Origin of the sequence: Clostridium sp. CX1 (assembly GCF_025398335.1) — a bacterium.
Taxonomy (GTDB): Bacteria; Bacillota; Clostridia; order Clostridiales; family Clostridiaceae; genus Clostridium_AM; species Clostridium_AM tanneri.
The window spans coordinates 194032-211840 of record NZ_JAODOO010000005.1 but is presented as its reverse complement, the minus strand read 5'-3'; the positions used below and the strand labels follow the sequence as shown (position 1 = coordinate 211840).

Genomic DNA, 17809 nt, shown 5'->3' with positions numbered 1-17809 from the left:
TGTGTATGATGGATTTTAAGGTATGATAGATATAAATATTAAAATATAATTTTGGAGAAACATATGGATAATAGACATACTATAAACGATATATCCTTTGATATTGGTAGCTTAGCAGTTAAGGCCATGATGTATGAGGTAGCTTGTTACCCGTCACCAGGGCTTGTTTCATGTATATCTAACGGTGCCCATAAGGATATGGATTATTACACCTTTATTGATAGCACTTCTGCATTGATAAAGTACTTAATTTTATGTGTAGAAGAAGGACTTAAGAAAAATCACCCTAATGATGTATTTTTTCAGCTGAGAAAAATCGGTATAATGGCGGAAAGAGACATGTACAAAAAAACCAAGGGAGTAAATACTCATAAGGGAATGTTATTTCTTATGGGAATATGCTGTGCTGCAGTAGGTATAGCCATTAGAGACAAAAAAAGATTTCTAGATATTAGACAGATTATAAAAGATATGACAGAGGGAATTGTAGAGAGAGAGCTAGAACCTATATTAAGAGAGAAACATTTATTAAAAGACTCTTTATCACATGGAGAAAAGCTGTTTTTAGAACATGGTATTAAAGGAATTAGAGGCGAGATAGAAAAAGGGCTTCCTGTAATATTTGACTTTTCTTTAGAATTTTATAAATTAAATAGTGACTTGAATAAAAATGATAGGTTAGTACATACTCTAATTGGAATAATGCAATATAGTGAAGATACAAACATACTTCATAGACATTCGCTAGATGTGCTTCAAGATATACACAAAAAGGCAAGGGACATCATAAGCTTAGGTGGAATGAAAACTATAGAAGGGAAAAAGGCTATACAACTTTTAGATGCTGAGTTCATAGAGAGAAACATAAGTCCGGGAGGAAGTGCAGACTTATTAGCAATTACTGTATTCCTACATATGGTGGAAGACTATATAAGAACTATTTAACTTTTAGAATTGTTATAGAAAAAATAAAGTTATATTTTTTAAGTTTTACTTTCTATAGAATCTCATATAAAATTATCTATATACTAAATAAATAGAATATAGGAGAGAAAAAGATATGAGGTTTAAAGGAGATAAGCCGAATAATAAATTATTTGATGGAATTTCATTAAGAACAAAAATGATAATGTTTCTTGTCTTAAGCTTAATTGTAGCGGGGATAGCATACAAAGCTGCAGTGGATAACAGGAGTAATAATAAAAGTATAATAGAGAAAGTAGATAACGGATCAAGCAATAACAATAATTTAGAATCATTTATAGAAGACCCTAAGAAAGATAGTACTGAGACAGATGAGGTAAGAAAACTTCAAGAAGAAAAAAGTAAGAAATTAGAAGAAACATATCAGCAAAGCTACAAAGCTTTTGGTGAAAAAAAATATCAAGAAACTATAAAATTGGCTGATCAAATGATAGGTGAAGACAGCAGTTTTTATAAAGCTTATAATATTAAAGGTATAGCGCAGTGCTATAACAACAATTTTAATGACGGAATGAAAAACATAGATAAGTCATTAGAGATTAAACCTGACTTTGGATATGCAAGATTTAATAAGGCATTAGCTTATGAACTTTATGGTTACTATGATGATTCGCTAAAGTGGTATGATAAAGCTTTAGAGGTTGAAGATTATATATGGAGCTACTATGGTAAGGCTAGCATATATGGAAGACGAGGAGATATAGAAAACACTGTAAAGTACTTAAAAACTGCCATTGATATGGCTCCAGAAATAAAGAAACTAGCTAGTGAGGAAACAGACTTTAATCCAGTTAAAAATTCAAAGGAATTTCAAGAATTGATAAAGTAGTATATGGATACTGTTTAAATAGATATATGATTAAATATTTATAAAAATAATCCCCATTAGTTTTTAACTGATGGGGATTATTTTTAATAAGAAATGTGGATAAGTTTAAGATTAATTTATATCAATACCATACTTTTTGCACTTTAGTGATACAGTTCTATGAGTAATACCTAGCGCTTTGCCGGCCTTATTATAGCTTTTATATTTTTTCATAGCTAAAGCTATTATTTCTTTTTCATATTGTTCTAAAGGTTGAAGCTCACCATTGTTAAGATTTATAAGGCTTTCACTAGATGAAGCTTCATTTTTAATGTAGAAAGGCAAATCTATTTCAGTAATTTTAACACCTTCACACATATTAATGGCTCTTTCAATAATATTTTCAAGTTCTCGGATATTACCTGGCCAGTGGTAATCTTGAAGGTATAGAAGAGATTTATTATCTATACCTATAATGTTTTTACCTAATTTATTGTTCATTTTTTCTATAAAGTGTTCTACGAGAAGGTTTATATCTTCTTTTCTGTTTCTTAATGGTGGGAGCATGATGTTTATAACATTTAATCTATAATAAAGGTCTTCCCTAAATGTATTTTCCTTTATCATTTCCTCTAAATTTCTATTTGTTGCAGCTATCACTCTGACATCAACAGTCTGAGTAACAAGTCCACCGATACTTTCGAATTCTTTTTCTTGTAGAACCCTTAGGAGTTTTACTTGCATAGAAACAGGCATATCGCCTATTTCGTCAAGAAAGATAGTACCACCATTTGCTATATTGAACTTTCCAGGTTTATTCTTTACAGCACCAGTGAAGGCACCTTTTTCATAGCCGAATAATTCACTTTCAAGCAGGTTTTCAGGGATTGCAGCACAGTTTACCCTAACAAAAGCTTTATCCTTTCTATCACTATTATTATGAATAGCCTTAGCTATAAGCTCTTTCCCAGTACCACTTTCTCCTCTAATTAATACAGTAGATGTTGATTGAGAAGCTTTTTGGGCTGTAATAGTGCAATCTTTAAGAGAACTACTGTAACCTATAATGGAAGAAAAGGAATTACTTAATTTTGTATGTCTATTTAATTCTTCTTTATAATAATTTAATTCTTCTTCTGAGGTTTCAAGTTTTTTCACTAGATCCTTTAGCTCGTTTACAGTTTTAGAGATAGAAATAACTCCTTTAAAGGTTTTATCAATGAATATAGGAGCAACTGAAGATATTATGTTTATGTTATCCTTACGATGAACTGAGTTATCTATAGATTTTTTTGTATTAAAAACCTTCATTCTAAGACCTGTTGGAGAAATTTCTAGTAAGTCCTTTCCAACAATATCAGAACTTTTAATATGAAAGTGCTTTTCATAGGATGGATTTACATAACTTATAATTCTTCTTTCGTCAACAAAACATATTAAATCATGGGATATTTCTAGTATTTTTTTAAATTTCTCGTTAAGTTCTTTTATGCCACTAAGCTCCGATATGTCTTGAAACACGCCTAAAGCACCAATAACTTTATTATTAGAAAATATAGGTGATCTATTAGTAATTACAAGACGGTTATTGATATATTGAGTTTCTCCAACTTTTCGTTCCATTGATAACACTATATTAGGAAGATCTGAAGTTGGGATGATTTCTTTTACATGATGACCTATGACTTCCTTTGATTCTCTGTCTATAATCCTTAAGGAATAATCATTCATTGCCGTAATGTAGCCATTGTTATCAATAACTAGTATTCCCACAGGAATATTTTTAACAATTTGTTCGTAGGCTATTGTATTCTCTTCGATTATATCATCAATTTTAGATAAAACTGAATTGTTAGTATTCAATCTATTAGTTATAAAATCACAGAGTTCCAACACAGCTTTTTGTGCATTTGAAGAATCTTCTCTTGAGGAAACTTCAATTATTTCACCTTCTCTTATCTTTAGCGAGATTAAAGCTAACATACTTATAGCTAAAGGCTCTTTTGCAGATAAGTTTCTTATATAGAGACTTATTCCATATTTATTTTTTAATTCAGTAGCTTTATGAACTATTACTGCAGCAATTCTTGTATGTATTCCATTAGGAATAGGGACTGTTACACTACTTTTATACATAATTCACCTCGTTCTGATAAAAAATATCAAATATGCTTAAAATGTTGATAAAAATTATCAATTATTATAATATCTTAAAATCTGCTATAAGTCTAGTATTTAATGCTGGGTGCTAAATCTCATTGGAATTATAAACAAAGGTTCTTTGATAATTTTTATCAAGAATTTAGTCGTATTTTCAAACATTTTGTCGTAATAATCACTTTAAAAACAGGTTATATATTTTTTTGATTAGAAAAATACAAGGTTACACAATATAATTATAGACAGAAAATATAAATTAATTAGATTAACAGTTTATTGGCATAAAATTTGCTTTAAATATATCTTTGTCAGAATAAAAATGGACTATAGGTTTGAGATATATTTTATGAACGATTTATATTTGAGGAGGATAAGTAATGATAAAAGGTATAGCAGCTTCAAAAGGATATGCAATCGGTACAGTACTAATAAAGGAAGATACTGAGGTAAAAGTAGAAGAACGAAGAATAGAAGATATACAAGGAGAAAAGGATAGGTTTGAGAGAGCTTTAAAAGCCTCAAAAGAACAGTTGCAACAAATAAAAGAAAAGGCAGAAAAAGAGCTTGGAGCAGCTAAAGCTGCGGTTTTTGAAAGTCATATGATGCTTTTAGAAGATCCAGAATTTGCAGGAGCAGTACTAATGGGTATAGAAAGCAGCAAAGTAAATGCAGAAAAGGCTCTTGAGGATGTTTTAAATATGTATGCTGGAATATTTGCAGCTATGGAAGATGAATACATGAGAGAGAGAGGCGCTGATATAAAAGATGTTGGCAGTAGAATACTTGCCAATCTAGCAGGAAAAGCTGTTGGAATATCAGAGTATAAAGATAACACAGTGGTAGTTGCTCATGACTTAACACCTTCAGATACAGCACAATTAGATAGAAGTAAAGTTATAGCTTTCCTAACTAACATTGGTGGAAGGACTTCCCACAGTGCTATTATGGCTAGAACTTTAGAGATACCTGCAGTTGTAGGACTACAAGACATAACTTCAGCAGTTAAAGATGGTGATACTGTTATAGTAGACGGAGTAGAGGGAATTGCTATAGTTAACCCAGATGCTGAAACAGTAAAGGCCTATGAGGCTAAAAAGGAAGCTTATAAAAAAGAAAGAGAAGAACTTAAAAAGCTAATAGATGTTAAAACTGTTACTAAGGCAGGAAAACGTGTAGAAGTTGCAGGGAACATAGGTAAGCCAGAAGACGTTCATCAGGTATTAGCAAATGGTGGAGACGGAATAGGATTATTTAGAACTGAATTTTTATACATGGATAGAGATGATATGCCAGGAGAAGAAGAACAGTTTGAGTCCTATAAATATGCTGTTGAAAAAATGGAAGGAAGACCTGTAGTTATCAGAACGCTTGATATTGGTGGAGATAAGAAGCTTCCATATTTGCCATTGCCAGAGGAAATGAACCCATTTTTAGGTTATAGAGCTATAAGACTTTGTCTTGATAGAACAGATATATTTAAAATTCAGTTAAGAGCATTACTTAGGGCTTCAGCTTTTGGTAATTTAAAAATAATGTTTCCAATGATATCTTCTTTAGAAGAATTCCTTAAATCAAAAGAAATTCTTGAAGAATGTATGGATGAGCTAAGAACAGAAGGAAAAGAATTTAATGAGAATCTAGAAACAGGTATAATGGTAGAGATACCAGCAGCAGCTGTTAATGCTGATGAACTTGCTAAATATGTAGATTTCTTTAGTATAGGAACAAACGACTTAATACAGTACACATTGGCGGCAGATAGAATGAATGAAAAGATATCCTACTTGTATAATCCAATGCATCCAGCAGTGTTGAAACTAATAAAAATGACTATAGAAGCAGCTCATAAGGAAGGGAAATGGTGTGGAATGTGTGGCGAGATGGCTGGTGATGAAAAGGCTATCCCTACATTAGTAGAATATGGTTTAGATGAATTCTCTATGAGTGCATCATCTATACTAAATGCGAAAAAGTTAATTATGGAAAATTAAAATATAAGAAAAAGTGATAAGTATAAAACCTGAACGGAATTAATTTTCAGTTCAGGTTTTATTTATATCAAAATTTAAACCGTAAAAAGAAATTTTAGTATATAATAGTAGATATAAAAACAAAATTTTAACCAAAGTATATTTAAGTTGATTTTTAAGGAGGAATTACAATGTCAATATTAAAAAATAAGAAAAGAATATATACACTTTGTTCAATGTCAATTGTTTTGCTATTAGCTTTAACAGCTTGTTCAAACTCACAAAATAAAAATACTTCAGACAATAATCAAACAACTACACAAAATCAGAGTCCAAAGGATAACGACAATCAGAATAATACATCCGCAAAAGAAGATAAAAAAGAAGATAAAAAAGAGGCGAAATTTGTTAGCACTCAAAGTGTTAATATTCCAAAGTTTAGCAAGGGGTTGTTATCTAAAAGTGAAGAACCAAGGTTTGGTACACCTTGGAAGAAGTCTAACAATAAAAGTTATAGTGCATGCATAGAAGGAAAAGGACCTGAAGCTATTGAAGAAGGCGTAGGTAAGTTGTTTGTAAAGGATAAGGAAGGCAACACATATAGTTTTGAAATTTTAAACAATGATAAGATTTCACCTAGATATATAGAATGGGCAGATGATGAGAATCTATTTGTAGTAATTGGAGATGCTCACGGAACCGTATCAAAGGGTGGGAATTTATATCTAATTAATGTAGTTACAGGTAAGACATCTTTAGTATTAGAAACATCTAGTGATAAACAACAGGTAATGGAAATAAAGAAATTAGAATCAAACCTAAGCTTAAAGGTCAATGTATATGATGATGACAGTTATAATAAGTCACATATTGAAAATTGGTCAATAAGTTCCTTTGACATAAGTTTAAATAAGCAGATGGAGGTAAAAGATTCAACAGGAAAGACAATTTATATAATTAATAAAACAAATTAGTAAGCTCTAAGGGGAATAATGTATGAACAAATCTAGAAAAATATACATTAAGGCGCTAGAAAAATATAATAACGGTTATATAGATAAGGCTATAGAGTTATGTGAAGAAAGTATATCCATAGATATTAAAAATGCAGCAGCTATAAATCTAAAAGGTCTATTGTGCTATCTAAAAGGGGATTTAGAAGAGGCACAAAAGCTTTGGAAAATGAATAAACAAATTAATAAAGATGGAATATCTGAAAAATATTTAGAGGATACAAAAAAGGATAAAGAAAGACTGAAATTTTATGGCGTTGCATTAGAACTTATAAGGGAGTTGAAAATTCAAGAAGCATTAGTTCTTTTAGAGAAATGTTTAGAGAGCGATTATAACCTTATTAATGTTAACAATCACCTAGCATTATGCTATATGAAAAAAGGGTTATATAACAAAGCATTAGAACATGTTGAGAAGGTTTTAACCTTAGATAGGACTAATGTAATAGCTAAAGATACGAGAAAGAAACTAAAGAGTTATGGTGTATTAAAGGAAGAACATGTACCAAAAAAACTGGTATTGATATTGATAGGTGTAATATGTCTAGTTGCGTTACTTTTGGGAACAATAGTATTTATTAATTTTATTAAAGCCAGCTATAAACCTGGACTTAGAAGTTTATTAAATTTTAAAGTAAATAGTTCTAGTGAGTCCCATAAAAAAGAAACTGGCACTACTAATAAAGAAACTGGAAAGGAAAAAAAGATAGGTGCTGCTAAGCCAGAAGTCAAGGAAGATAAGAAAAGTAATGTACAAAATGAGGTTTTCCCTTATGACAAGATTAAAGGTGATATTGAAAGTAAGAACTTTGATGCTGTATATGATGAAAACATAAAATGGAGAGACAAGAATATTAGCGATACAGAAAAAACACTTTTATCTAGTGCTAATGAATTGCTAAAAACAGAAGGTGTAGAATACTTTTATGACAAAGCATATAGCTACATGAATAGCGAGGATTATGTCAATGCAAAGGTATATTTTACAAGATGTTATGAACTAGGTGGACAGCACTATTTATACCCTCATATAGTTTATATGCTTGGCACTACTTTTCATTTGTCTGGAGATGCTGAAAATACTATAAAATACTACTCTGAATATGACAAAGCATTTTCTGGTGGAGAATATGAGGAAACTGTATTATATACTTTAGCTCTTATATACAAAGATAAAGATGCAGCTACAGCAAAAGTTTATGCAGAAAAGTTATTACAGAATTATCCACAGTCAATCTATAATAATTCTGTAATAAACAGTTTAATTTATTGATAGAATTGAACACATAAATAAAGGTATCAATAGAAAAAATAAATAGTAACTTTAAAATATTTTATAGACTCAAATATTATAAACTATTGACTGTATAAAAAAAGTATTATAAAATTATCATATGAAAGGTACCCCTCAAGGGTATATTGGAGGTATGGAAATGATAGGAGAAATAAAAGATATAAATTTTTCAGAGATAATTGAAAGTTCAAATGTGCCTGTAGTTGTAGATTTTTGGGCACCATGGTGTGGTCCTTGTAAGATGCTCGGACCTGTAATTGATGAAATTGCTGGAGAGTTAGGAGAAAAGGCTAAGTTCTTTAAGTTAAATGTAGATGAAAATCCTGAAACATCCTCAAGGTATAAGATCGCTAGTATACCTACAATTATGGTATTTAAAAATGGTTCTATAGCTGACACACTAGTAGGATTTAGACCGAAGGATGCTATAAAAGGAGTAATAGAAAATCATATTTAATTGAATTTGAAATGACAAATTAACCTTGGGTTAATTTGTCATTTTATATATGTATTAAATAAACAAATCGAAAGTAAAATATTAATAAGTATTTATATTATAGGGAGTGAACACAGTGGATAACAAATATGATATAGCAGTAGTTGGTAGTGGACCAGCAGGTTTATCAGCTGCCATAAACGGAAAGATAAGAAATAAGAGAATAATTGTATTTGGAAGCAAAGAGCTAAGCAACAAGGTAATAAAAGCACCAAAGGTAGATAATTATTTGGGATTTTACGGAATAACAGGTGCGGAAATGAAAAAACAGTTTAAGAAACATATTGATGCTATGGGAATAAAAATAACTTATGAAAGAATAAATGCAATATATGCTATGGGAGACTATTACGGGTTAGCAGTTAATGAAAAAATCTATGAAGCAAGAACTGTAATTTTAGCTACAGGAATAGAATATACGAAACCACTAAGGGGAGAAGAGGAGTTTTTAGGTAAGGGAGTTGGCTATTGTGCTACCTGTGATGCCCCTCTTTATAAGGGAAAAATAGTGACTATAATAGGATATAATAAAGAAGCTGAAGAAGAAACTAACTATGTAAGTGAATTAGCTGAAAAGGTCTATTACGTACCTATGTATAGAGGTGCATACGATTTAAAAAGGGGAAACATTGAAGTAGTTAGTGACAGACCGATAGAAATACAAGGAAAAGATAGAGTTACAAAGGTTGTCTTAAAAGAAAGAGAAATAATCACAGACGGAGTTTTTGTACTAAAGGATAGCGTAGCACCAAATCAACTTGTACCAGGATTATTAGTGGAGAATGATCATATTAAAGTAGATCTGAATATGCAAACAAATCTTAGTGGGTGTTTTGCTGCAGGAGATTGTACAGGGAAACCTTATCAGTATATGAGAGCTGCGGGGCAAGGTCAAGTTGCTGCGCTAAATGCTGTTTCCTACTTAGACTCGTTAAAATAAATAAATGAAAAAACCATACAGAGGTCACCATCGTATGGTTTTTTATATGTGCTTAGCTAATATTAGCTAAAGGCTTATATGTCTAATTGACCACAAAGAAAACATGATTTCCAATAGTTTTTACATTTTTTTTGTTAATATTCTTCATCCATTTAGAGGTTGCTATTTTAGGATTATAGAAGAAAACTGCCCTTTCTGTTGGGTCTTCACCTTTTAATGCTTGAAATACTGCCTTATAACTACTTTCATCAGGAGTTACCTCGATTTTTCCGTTTCTTACACAGGAAAAGGCACCCTTCTGTTTAACTACGTCCTCTACGGTTTTTGGAAACTCTGGATACTTTAGTCGGTTTAGAATCACAGATGCCACTGCCACCTTACCTTCAAAGGGTTCACAATTGCTTTCAGCGTATACTACTTTAGCCATCAAGTGAATATCATTTTGGGTAATGTATATTTTTTTATCCAAATAGCTGAAAACTTGAACCACTTCATCTTCTTGATTAAATAAAGTTGTGTCAATATTGTTAGAGTCATAGGCACTAGCCTTAGTACAATATAAAGCTAGCAACAAGAACAAGAAAGTTATACAATAGGTCATTCTTTTCAAATAAATCCTCTCCTTATTACCAACGGGGTTAGCTGACGGGTTCGGTAAAGGCATAACCTACGTAAAATACGATTCACCCCAAAAATTTGGTTTCCCCGCGTTTTATAAAAAAACTTAGGCTAATGGTATTATACCCATGAATTTTAAAAAAATACATAGTATAATAATTTTTAATATTTTATAAAAATAGAATAGGAATTGATATAAAGATTAGTAAATAGTGTATAATTGATAATAGGATTATTTATTAGGATGGTGAAGTGGGTGGAGATTTTAGATATAGTAGTTAGTTCTATTAAAAATATTAGCATATCATCGATAATGGATATATTAGTGGTTTCATATATTTTTTATAAGGGATATGTTCTCATAAAGGAAACAAGAGCAGAGCAACTTTTGAAAGGAATTATACTTATAATTTTCCTTATTCCGGTAAGTAGTTTTTTTAACTTAACTATGCTTAATTGGATCTTAACCAAAACAATAACAATCGGAGTGCTTTCTTTTATTATTATATTTCAGCCAGAAATTCGTAGAGCACTTGAGCATTTAGGAAGAACTGCTTTTAATGATAAACATCTATTAGAAGATGAAGAAACTATGGAAAGAGTAGTAACTGAAATTGTCAATGCTGTAGAAAATTTATCTAATGAGAAAACAGGCTCCCTAATAATTATTGAACAACTTACAGGCTTGGGGGATATAGTAAATACAGGCACAATGCTAGACGCTGAAGTTTCAGCTGCATTGCTAGAGAATATTTTTGTGGTTAACACACCATTGCATGATGGGGCTACTATCATAAGAAATGATAGAATTGTATCTGCAGGTTGTTTTTTACCCTTAACTAGCAATCAAGGAATCAGCAAAAAACTTGGTACTAGACACAGAGCGGCTATTGGTATTTCAGAGAACTCAGATGCACTAATTATAGTTGTATCTGAAGAAACTGGAACTATCTCCCTTGCGGTAAATGGTGTTCTTACAAGAAACTATACGAAGGAAAAGCTTAAAGATATTCTTATAAGAATAATTAGAAAAAGGCAGAGTACAAAGTTGACCTTTAGGGAGCAGGTGAGAGCATGGAAGAAAAAAATAAACAGCAGCAAGTAATTATCAAAGTATGTTGTGTTATAGCATCTTTTGTTTTATGGTTATATATATTTAATGTTGAAAATCCTATTAGGGAACGAAAAATTCTAGTTCCTGTGAAAATAACTAATAGGGATGTATTGGCAGAATCAAAGTTAGTAGCTGTGGGAGAAAATGACCTAAATATATCTTTAAGTATAAAAGGAAATGCGTCAGAACTGTATTCCGTTAAGGCTGAAGATTTTAGATTAGAGTCAGATCTAAGGTCCTATGTATTGAAAAAAGGAGAAAATAAAGTTCCAGTTCAGGTTAAGAAGAGTCCTGAAAATATAAGAATACTTAATGGTGAAAATCTATGGATTAGTATCGATTTGGATGATTTAAAGGAAAAGATAGTTCAAATAAAAGTACTGCTAGAAGGAAAAGTTAAAGATGGATTTTATGCTCTTCAGCCTACTTTAAGTATAAAGGAGGCTGAAATCAGCGGAGCATCCAAAGAGTTAAGTTCTATAACTAGTGTAGTGGCTAGGTGCAATGTAAAAGATGTAGCAAAAGATGTAAATGCACTAGTATCACTAGAAGCAGAAGGAGAATCTGGAGCGATTAAAAATGTACAGATAGAGCCAAGTTCAGTTCAAGTTATAGTTCCTGTAAAAAAGATAAAAAGTGTTCCAGTTAATATTAAAACACAGCCTAACTTACAAAATATTCAGGGGATAAAATCTATAGCAGCGATGCCGGATAAAGTCGATATAGCTGGAGATGAGAAAGTGCTATCAGGTATAGCTAGTTTAGACATAGAAGACGTTGATTTAAACAAATTAAATGGTAAAGATACTATAGAAGCTAAAATAAAAATTCCTAAGGATGTGATACTTGTAAATAGTAATGGTTCAATTAAACTTAAGGTTCAGTACAATAAAATTGCACAAAAAGAGTTTAATTTAGATATACAAACGAAAAATGTTGGGAATAACTATAATGTAAATTTAGGTGCTAATAAGGCAACTATAACAATTTCAGGAGAAGAAAATATTTTAAATACCTTAAAGCCTGAGTCTATAGGCTGTTTTGCAGATTGCAGCAACCTAACTGAAGGAGAGTACAAATTACCTGTTACTGTAACTCTTCCAGAAGGAATGACTAGGGTTTCACAAAACCCCACAGAGGTTAAGGTAATAATAAAATCAAATGTATTGGAGGATAAAAATGTCAGTCAGAGTAAGTAACATAACAATGAGCATAGATGAAGACATAGAAGGATTAAAAAAAAGAGCAGCTAAAAAGGCAAGAATATCGATAAATGAGATAAAGGATTTTAAGATACTTAAGGAATCCATAGATGCCAGAAAAAAAGATAATATAAAATTTAACTATACTGTTGAAATGTTTTGTGAAAATGAAGATAAGCTTGTAGCTAGAGCCAATGATAAGGATGTAAGTATAGAAGAAGAGTATAATGAAGAACTAAAGCTTGGAACAAAAAAGATGAATCATAGACCTGTTATTATTGGAATGGGGCCTGCAGGAATGTTTGCAGGTCTTTTCATGGCTCAAAAGGGATATAGACCTCTGATAATAGAAAGAGGGGAAAGGGTTGAGGATAGGACAAAATCAATAGAGAAGTTTTGGAGTACAGGAGAATTAAATTTAGAGTCTAATGTGCAATTTGGAGAAGGTGGTGCAGGTACTTTTTCAGATGGAAAACTAACTACTAGAATAAAAGATATAAGATGTGATTTTGTATTAAGGGAGCTTGTTAACGCTGGAGCACCAAAGGAAATTTTATATAGTGGAAAACCGCATGTAGGAACGGATATTTTAAAGAAAGTTGTAAAAAATATAAGAAATAAGATTATTGAACTTGGTGGAGAGATAAGGTTTAATAGTAAGTTAGAAAGCTTAATAGTTAAGGATAAGGCAATTTCAGCAATTATAGTAAATGGAGAGGAGATTCCTTGTGACAACTTGATATTAGCAATAGGCCACAGTTCGAGAGATACTTATGAAATGCTATATAAAAGCGGAGTTTTTATGGAGGCAAAAGCTTTTTCCATAGGGGTAAGGGTAGAACACTCCCAATCAATGATAAACGAGAGTCAGTATGGAAAATACGCGGAGCATCCAAGACTTAAAGCTGCAGATTATAGATTGACCTATAACACCAAAGAAAAAAGAGGAGTTTATAGTTTTTGTATGTGTCCAGGCGGAGAGGTAGTAGCTGCAGCTTCAGAGGAGAAAATGTTAGTAACTAACGGCATGAGTCACTATAAAAGAGACAAGGAAAATGCTAACTCTGCTATTGTAGTTACTGTTGGAGATAAAGATTTTGAGGGAACTAGCCCACTTAAAGGTATGGAGTTTCAAAGACATTATGAAAGACTAGCTTACTTAGTAGGAGGAGGAGAGTATAAAGCACCTGTTCAGTTAGTAGGAGATTTTCTACAAGATAGAATATCCACTAAGTTAGGTAATATAAAGCCTAGCTATAAGCCAGGGTATGAGTTTAAAGAATTAAAAGATTGTCTTCCATCCTATGTAACTGAATCATTAAAGGAAGGTTTTGTAAATTTTGATAGAAAAATCAGAGGATTTGCAAATAATGATGCAATAGTTACAGGAATTGAAACAAGAACTTCAGCTCCAGTTAGAATATTAAGGAATGAAAAATTAAAGAGCATTTCTATTGAAGGATTGTATCCTGCTGGAGAAGGTGCTGGATTTGCCGGTGGAATAGTATCTGCAGCAGTAGATGGATTAAAAGTTGCAGAGAATATAATGCAAGATTACAAACCATTATATTAAATTTTCTGAAAAGAACTTTTTTGAAATAAATCTGTTAAAATATATATTAGATAAATCGATTTCATGAGAATATTTAGATAGACAAGCATTATTTATATAAAGAAGAGGTGTTAATAAATGATTAAAAATTTTCAAGAGGTTTTAGAAAAAGTAAAAAGTTTAAAAACAAAGAAGATAGCAGTAGCAGTAGCTCAAGATAAACCAGTTCTTGAAGCAGTAATGGATGCAAAAGAACAAGGAATAGCAGATGCTATACTAGTTGGAGACAAGACAAAAATTGAGCAAGTGGCAGCAGAAATAGGAATGGATTTAAGCAAGTTTGAAATAGTTGAAGAAACAGACATGAGAAAAGCAGCAATGAAAGCTGTTGAATTAGTTTCAACAGGCAAGGCAGATATGTTAATGAAAGGACTTATAGATACTGCAAATTTCCTAAGAGCTGTTTTAAATAAAGAAATAGGATTGAGAACAGGTGTGCTTATGTCCCACGTAGGTGTTTTTGAAATACCAGGTTACGATAGGTTAATATTAATAACAGATGCTGCTTTTAATATGTATCCTGAACTTAAAGATAAAATAGATATAGTTAAAAACTCAGTAACAGTTGCACATTCACTTGGACTTGAAAAGCCAAGAGTAGCTCCAGTATGTGCTGTAGAAGTTGTAAATCCTAATATGCCAGCTACAATGGACGCTTCAATTCTTTCAAAAATGAATGATAGAGGACAGATAAAAGGATGTATTATTGATGGACCACTAGCATTAGATAATGCTTTATCAGAAGAGGCTGCAGCACATAAAGGAGTTACAGGACCAGTGGCAGGTAAAGCTGATATATTATTAATGCCAAATATTGAATCAGGAAACATAATGTATAAAACACTAACTTATACAACTGCTTGCAAGAGTGGTGCTTTATTAGTTGGAACATCAGCTCCTGTTGTACTTACTTCAAGAAGTGACAGTCATGAAACAAAAATGAATGCTATAGCTTTAGCTGCGTTAGTTGCTAACCAATTAAGCAAGAATAAATAATAGATTATTGAGTTTATTGTATAAAGAGATTTTAATAATATATTAAAACCTAAGGAGGAAAAAGTAATGTCATATAAATTATTGATAATAAACCCAGGATCAACTTCAACAAAAATTGGTGTATACGAGGATGAGAAACAAATTCTAGAGGAGACATTAAGACACTCTTCAGAAGAAATAGGAAAATACGCTACTATTTTTGATCAATTCCAGTTTAGAAAAGATGTTATATTAAAGGTTTTACAAGAGAAAAATTTTGATATAAATACATTAAGTGCAGTAGTAGGAAGAGGCGGATTATTAAAGCCAATAGTAAGTGGTACTTATGCTGTTAATGATGCTATGCTTGAAGATTTAAAAGTTGGAGTTCAAGGACAACACGCATCAAATTTAGGCGGTATAATAGCTAATGAAATAGCAACTTCTTTAAATATTCCTGCTTTCATTGTAGATCCTGTTGTTGTTGATGAATTAGATGATGTTGCAAGAATATCTGGTATACCTGAAATAGAGAGAAAGAGTATATTCCATGCGTTAAACCAAAAGGCTGTAGCTAAGAGATATGCTAAAGAAAGTGGAAAGGCATATGATGGTTTAAACCTAATAGTTACACATATGGGTGGAGGAGTATCTGTTGGAGCTCATAAAAATGGAAAAGTTGTAGATGTAAACAACGCATTAGATGGAGAAGGACCATTCTCACCTGAAAGATCAGGGGGATTACCAGTAGGAGATTTAGTTAAGCTTTGCTATAGTGGCAAATATACAATTGATGAAATAAAGAAAAAAATTAATGGTAAAGGTGGTACTGTAGCTTACCTTGATACAAACGACTTTAGAGTAGTTGAAGACAAAGCTTTAAGCGGAGATGAGAAGTACAAATTAATTTTTGATGCTTTTATATTCCAAATAGCTAAAGAAATAGGTAAGTGTGCTGCAGTGTTAAGTGGAAAGGTAGATGCTATAGTTTTAACTGGAGGTATTGCATATAGTAAGGCTGTTACAGAAGCATTAAAAGAAATGACTTCATTTATAGCACCTGTTGTAATTTATCCAGGAGAAGATGAACTTTTAGCTTTAGCTGAGGGAGCACTTAGAGTGTTAAAAGGAGAAGAAAAGGCAGGAGAATACAAATAAGTATAAATAAATAGATTATATACTTAACTTTAGAGGTATATGCTATCTTATATCTCTAAAGTTAAGTGGATTTATTAGATTTATCTTATTTTTTAAGTTAAATATATAAAAGAAGCAGAAAAATTACAGGTATTCAGCCAATATAGTGAATTTTAAAAAGAAATTTGGCAAAAAATGAATTAGTAAAGTTTATTACTTTATGATATAATGTTTTTGTGATGAAGAACAAGTCATAAAGAAAAGGTTTTAACATAAAAAATTCATATATAGTTTAATAAATGAATTAAGGCTTGTTAATTAGCACAATATGAGAAAATAGACTTTGAAGTCAAAGTAACTTTATTTCATGAGGGTTGTCTATAACCGCTGTGAATACGTTTACTGATGCTTTGATCTAAAGTTTGTTGTCCTTTTATATAAAGAGGTGATATTATGAGTAGAATTAGAATTTTCACAGGACATTTTGGAAGTGGTAAGACTGAAATATCTATAAATTATGCATTAAAACTTGCAAAAGAAGGCAAAAAAGTAGCAATCGTTGATATTGATATAGTTAATCCTTACTTCTGCTCAAGAGATGTAAGAAAACATCTTGAAGAGAATGGTGTAAGAGTAATATCATCAGACCCAAATCTGTCTAATGCAGAATTAGCAGTAGTGCCTGCAGAAGTATTAGCAGTATTCAATGATAAAAGTTATGAAGTAGTTATGGATATAGGTGGAGACGACCAGGGAGCTGTAGTACTAGGACAATATAATAGATACCTTAGAGAAGAGCCTTATGATATGTACTTTGTAGTAAATAACAATAGGCCACTAACTTCTAATGAAAAAGATACAGAAGAGTATTTAAGAACTATAGAGTGGGTTTCAAGACTAAAGGTTACACATTTAATATCAAATACTAATATGTCTTATGAAACTACAGTTGAGGATATATTAAGAGGAGACAAAGAAGTAGCTGTGTTAGCAGAAAAACTTAATATACCACATAGCTATACAGCATGTAGAAAAGACTTTGAGGATGAAGTTAGAGGAAAAGTACAAGGTGAATTATTACCGATAGATATCTATATGAAACCGCCTTGGAGATAATTGCCACAAGGTGTTATAGATTGATTTTAAACATGCTAGCAATAAAATTTATATAAATGGAGTTGAAAAACTCAGGTCATTTTATAGTCTAGAATCAAAAGACTTTAAGATAATTGCAGAAATATCTTTCAAATTATCAAGCATAGGGAGGGAATTTTAATGCAAAAGGTTACTTTCAGAGAAGAGAGATGTAAAGGTTGCGGACACTGTTTAGAAGTCTGTCCAAAGAAGATAATAAGCTTTTCAGAAAAGCTTAATGTTAAAGGATATCATCCAGCAACCGTTACAGAAGATAAGATGGATCAATGTATATCATGTGCATCATGTGCAAAAATATGTCCAGATTGTGTAATTACAGTTCAAAAATAAA

16 protein-coding genes and 1 riboswitch are annotated in these 17809 nt (G+C 31.5%); of the genes, 14 read left to right on the top strand and 2 right to left on the bottom strand.

The features are described 5' to 3' along the window. The first annotated feature begins 63 nt into the window (after positions 1 to 63). The gene (gene citG / locus N4T77_RS07610) at positions 64 to 945 is read left to right on the top strand and encodes a triphosphoribosyl-dephospho-CoA synthase CitG (RefSeq protein ID WP_261671161.1); all 882 of its coding nucleotides are present in this window, start codon (positions 64 to 66) and stop codon (positions 943 to 945) included. Between the two features lie 115 nt (positions 946 to 1060). After that, positions 1061 to 1813: a tetratricopeptide repeat protein gene (locus N4T77_RS07605; RefSeq protein ID WP_261671160.1), complete on the top strand. Its 753-nt coding sequence runs from the start codon at positions 1061 to 1063 to the stop codon at positions 1811 to 1813. Between the two features lie 111 nt (positions 1814 to 1924). Here the strand turns inward: N4T77_RS07605 and N4T77_RS07600 are convergent, their stop codons facing one another. Continuing rightward, positions 1925 to 3928 carry a sigma 54-interacting transcriptional regulator gene (locus tag N4T77_RS07600; RefSeq protein ID WP_261671159.1) on the bottom strand — a complete coding sequence of 668 codons (2004 nt, stop codon included), beginning with the start codon at positions 3926 to 3928 and terminating at the stop codon, positions 1925 to 1927. A 401-nt stretch (positions 3929 to 4329) separates the two neighbouring features. Between N4T77_RS07600 and ptsP the strand changes: the two genes are divergently transcribed. The 5 genes from ptsP to N4T77_RS07575 all read left to right on the top strand — a co-directional run bounded on the left by ptsP (position 4330) and on the right by N4T77_RS07575 (position 9665). Next, on the top strand, positions 4330 to 5943 hold the full coding sequence (gene ptsP / locus N4T77_RS07595) for a phosphoenolpyruvate--protein phosphotransferase (protein WP_261671158.1): 1614 nt from the start codon (positions 4330 to 4332) through the stop codon (positions 5941 to 5943). 170 nt (positions 5944 to 6113) lie between these two features. Beyond that, positions 6114 to 6896, top strand: coding sequence for a DUF4652 domain-containing protein (locus tag N4T77_RS07590; RefSeq protein ID WP_261671157.1), 783 nt, complete (start codon positions 6114 to 6116; stop codon positions 6894 to 6896). 22 nt (positions 6897 to 6918) lie between these two features. Continuing rightward, the gene (locus N4T77_RS07585) at positions 6919 to 8208 is read left to right on the top strand and encodes a tetratricopeptide repeat protein (RefSeq protein ID WP_261671156.1); all 1290 of its coding nucleotides are present in this window, start codon (positions 6919 to 6921) and stop codon (positions 8206 to 8208) included. A gap of 160 nt (positions 8209 to 8368) precedes the next feature. After that, complete coding sequence (gene trxA, locus N4T77_RS07580; protein ID WP_261671155.1) at positions 8369 to 8686, top strand: thioredoxin; 318 nt, start codon at positions 8369 to 8371, stop codon at positions 8684 to 8686. Positions 8687 to 8801: 115 nt separating this feature from the next. Beyond that, entirely contained in the window at positions 8802 to 9665 is an 864-nt protein-coding gene (locus tag N4T77_RS07575) for an NAD(P)/FAD-dependent oxidoreductase (protein WP_261671154.1), read from the top strand. A gap of 82 nt (positions 9666 to 9747) precedes the next feature. Here N4T77_RS07575 and N4T77_RS07570 read toward each other — a convergent pair whose 3' ends face one another. Further along, complete coding sequence (locus tag N4T77_RS07570; RefSeq protein ID WP_261671247.1) at positions 9748 to 10266, bottom strand: cell wall hydrolase; 519 nt, start codon at positions 10264 to 10266, stop codon at positions 9748 to 9750. Positions 10267 to 10277: 11 nt separating this feature from the next. Next, positions 10278 to 10406: riboswitch (cyclic di-AMP (ydaO/yuaA leader) on the bottom strand. A 133-nt stretch (positions 10407 to 10539) separates the two neighbouring features. Between N4T77_RS07570 and cdaA the strand changes: the two genes are divergently transcribed. From cdaA to N4T77_RS07535, 7 genes are all read left to right on the top strand, one after another. Then, entirely contained in the window at positions 10540 to 11388 is an 849-nt protein-coding gene (gene cdaA / locus N4T77_RS07565) for a diadenylate cyclase CdaA (RefSeq protein WP_261671153.1), read from the top strand. Further along, positions 11358 to 12596, top strand: a complete 1239-nt coding sequence (locus N4T77_RS07560) for a YbbR-like domain-containing protein (RefSeq protein WP_261671152.1) — start codon at positions 11358 to 11360, stop codon at positions 12594 to 12596. Before cdaA ends, N4T77_RS07560 begins: the two co-directional genes overlap by 31 nt. Then, the gene (locus N4T77_RS07555) at positions 12577 to 14172 is read left to right on the top strand and encodes an NAD(P)/FAD-dependent oxidoreductase (protein WP_261671151.1); all 1596 of its coding nucleotides are present in this window, start codon (positions 12577 to 12579) and stop codon (positions 14170 to 14172) included. Before N4T77_RS07560 ends, N4T77_RS07555 begins: the two co-directional genes overlap by 20 nt. 117 nt (positions 14173 to 14289) lie before the next feature. Further along, positions 14290 to 15207, top strand: coding sequence for a phosphate butyryltransferase (gene ptb / locus N4T77_RS07550; RefSeq protein ID WP_261671150.1), 918 nt, complete (start codon positions 14290 to 14292; stop codon positions 15205 to 15207). Positions 15208 to 15273: 66 nt separating this feature from the next. After that, positions 15274 to 16344, top strand: coding sequence for a butyrate kinase (gene buk, locus N4T77_RS07545; RefSeq protein WP_261671149.1), 1071 nt, complete (start codon positions 15274 to 15276; stop codon positions 16342 to 16344). Between the two features lie 432 nt (positions 16345 to 16776). Further along, positions 16777 to 17439, top strand: coding sequence for an ATP-binding protein (locus tag N4T77_RS07540; protein WP_261671148.1), 663 nt, complete (start codon positions 16777 to 16779; stop codon positions 17437 to 17439). Positions 17440 to 17598: 159 nt separating this feature from the next. Further along, the gene (locus tag N4T77_RS07535; protein ID WP_261671147.1) at positions 17599 to 17808 is read left to right on the top strand and encodes a 4Fe-4S dicluster domain-containing protein; all 210 of its coding nucleotides are present in this window, start codon (positions 17599 to 17601) and stop codon (positions 17806 to 17808) included. Position 17809: the final 1 nt, after the last annotated feature.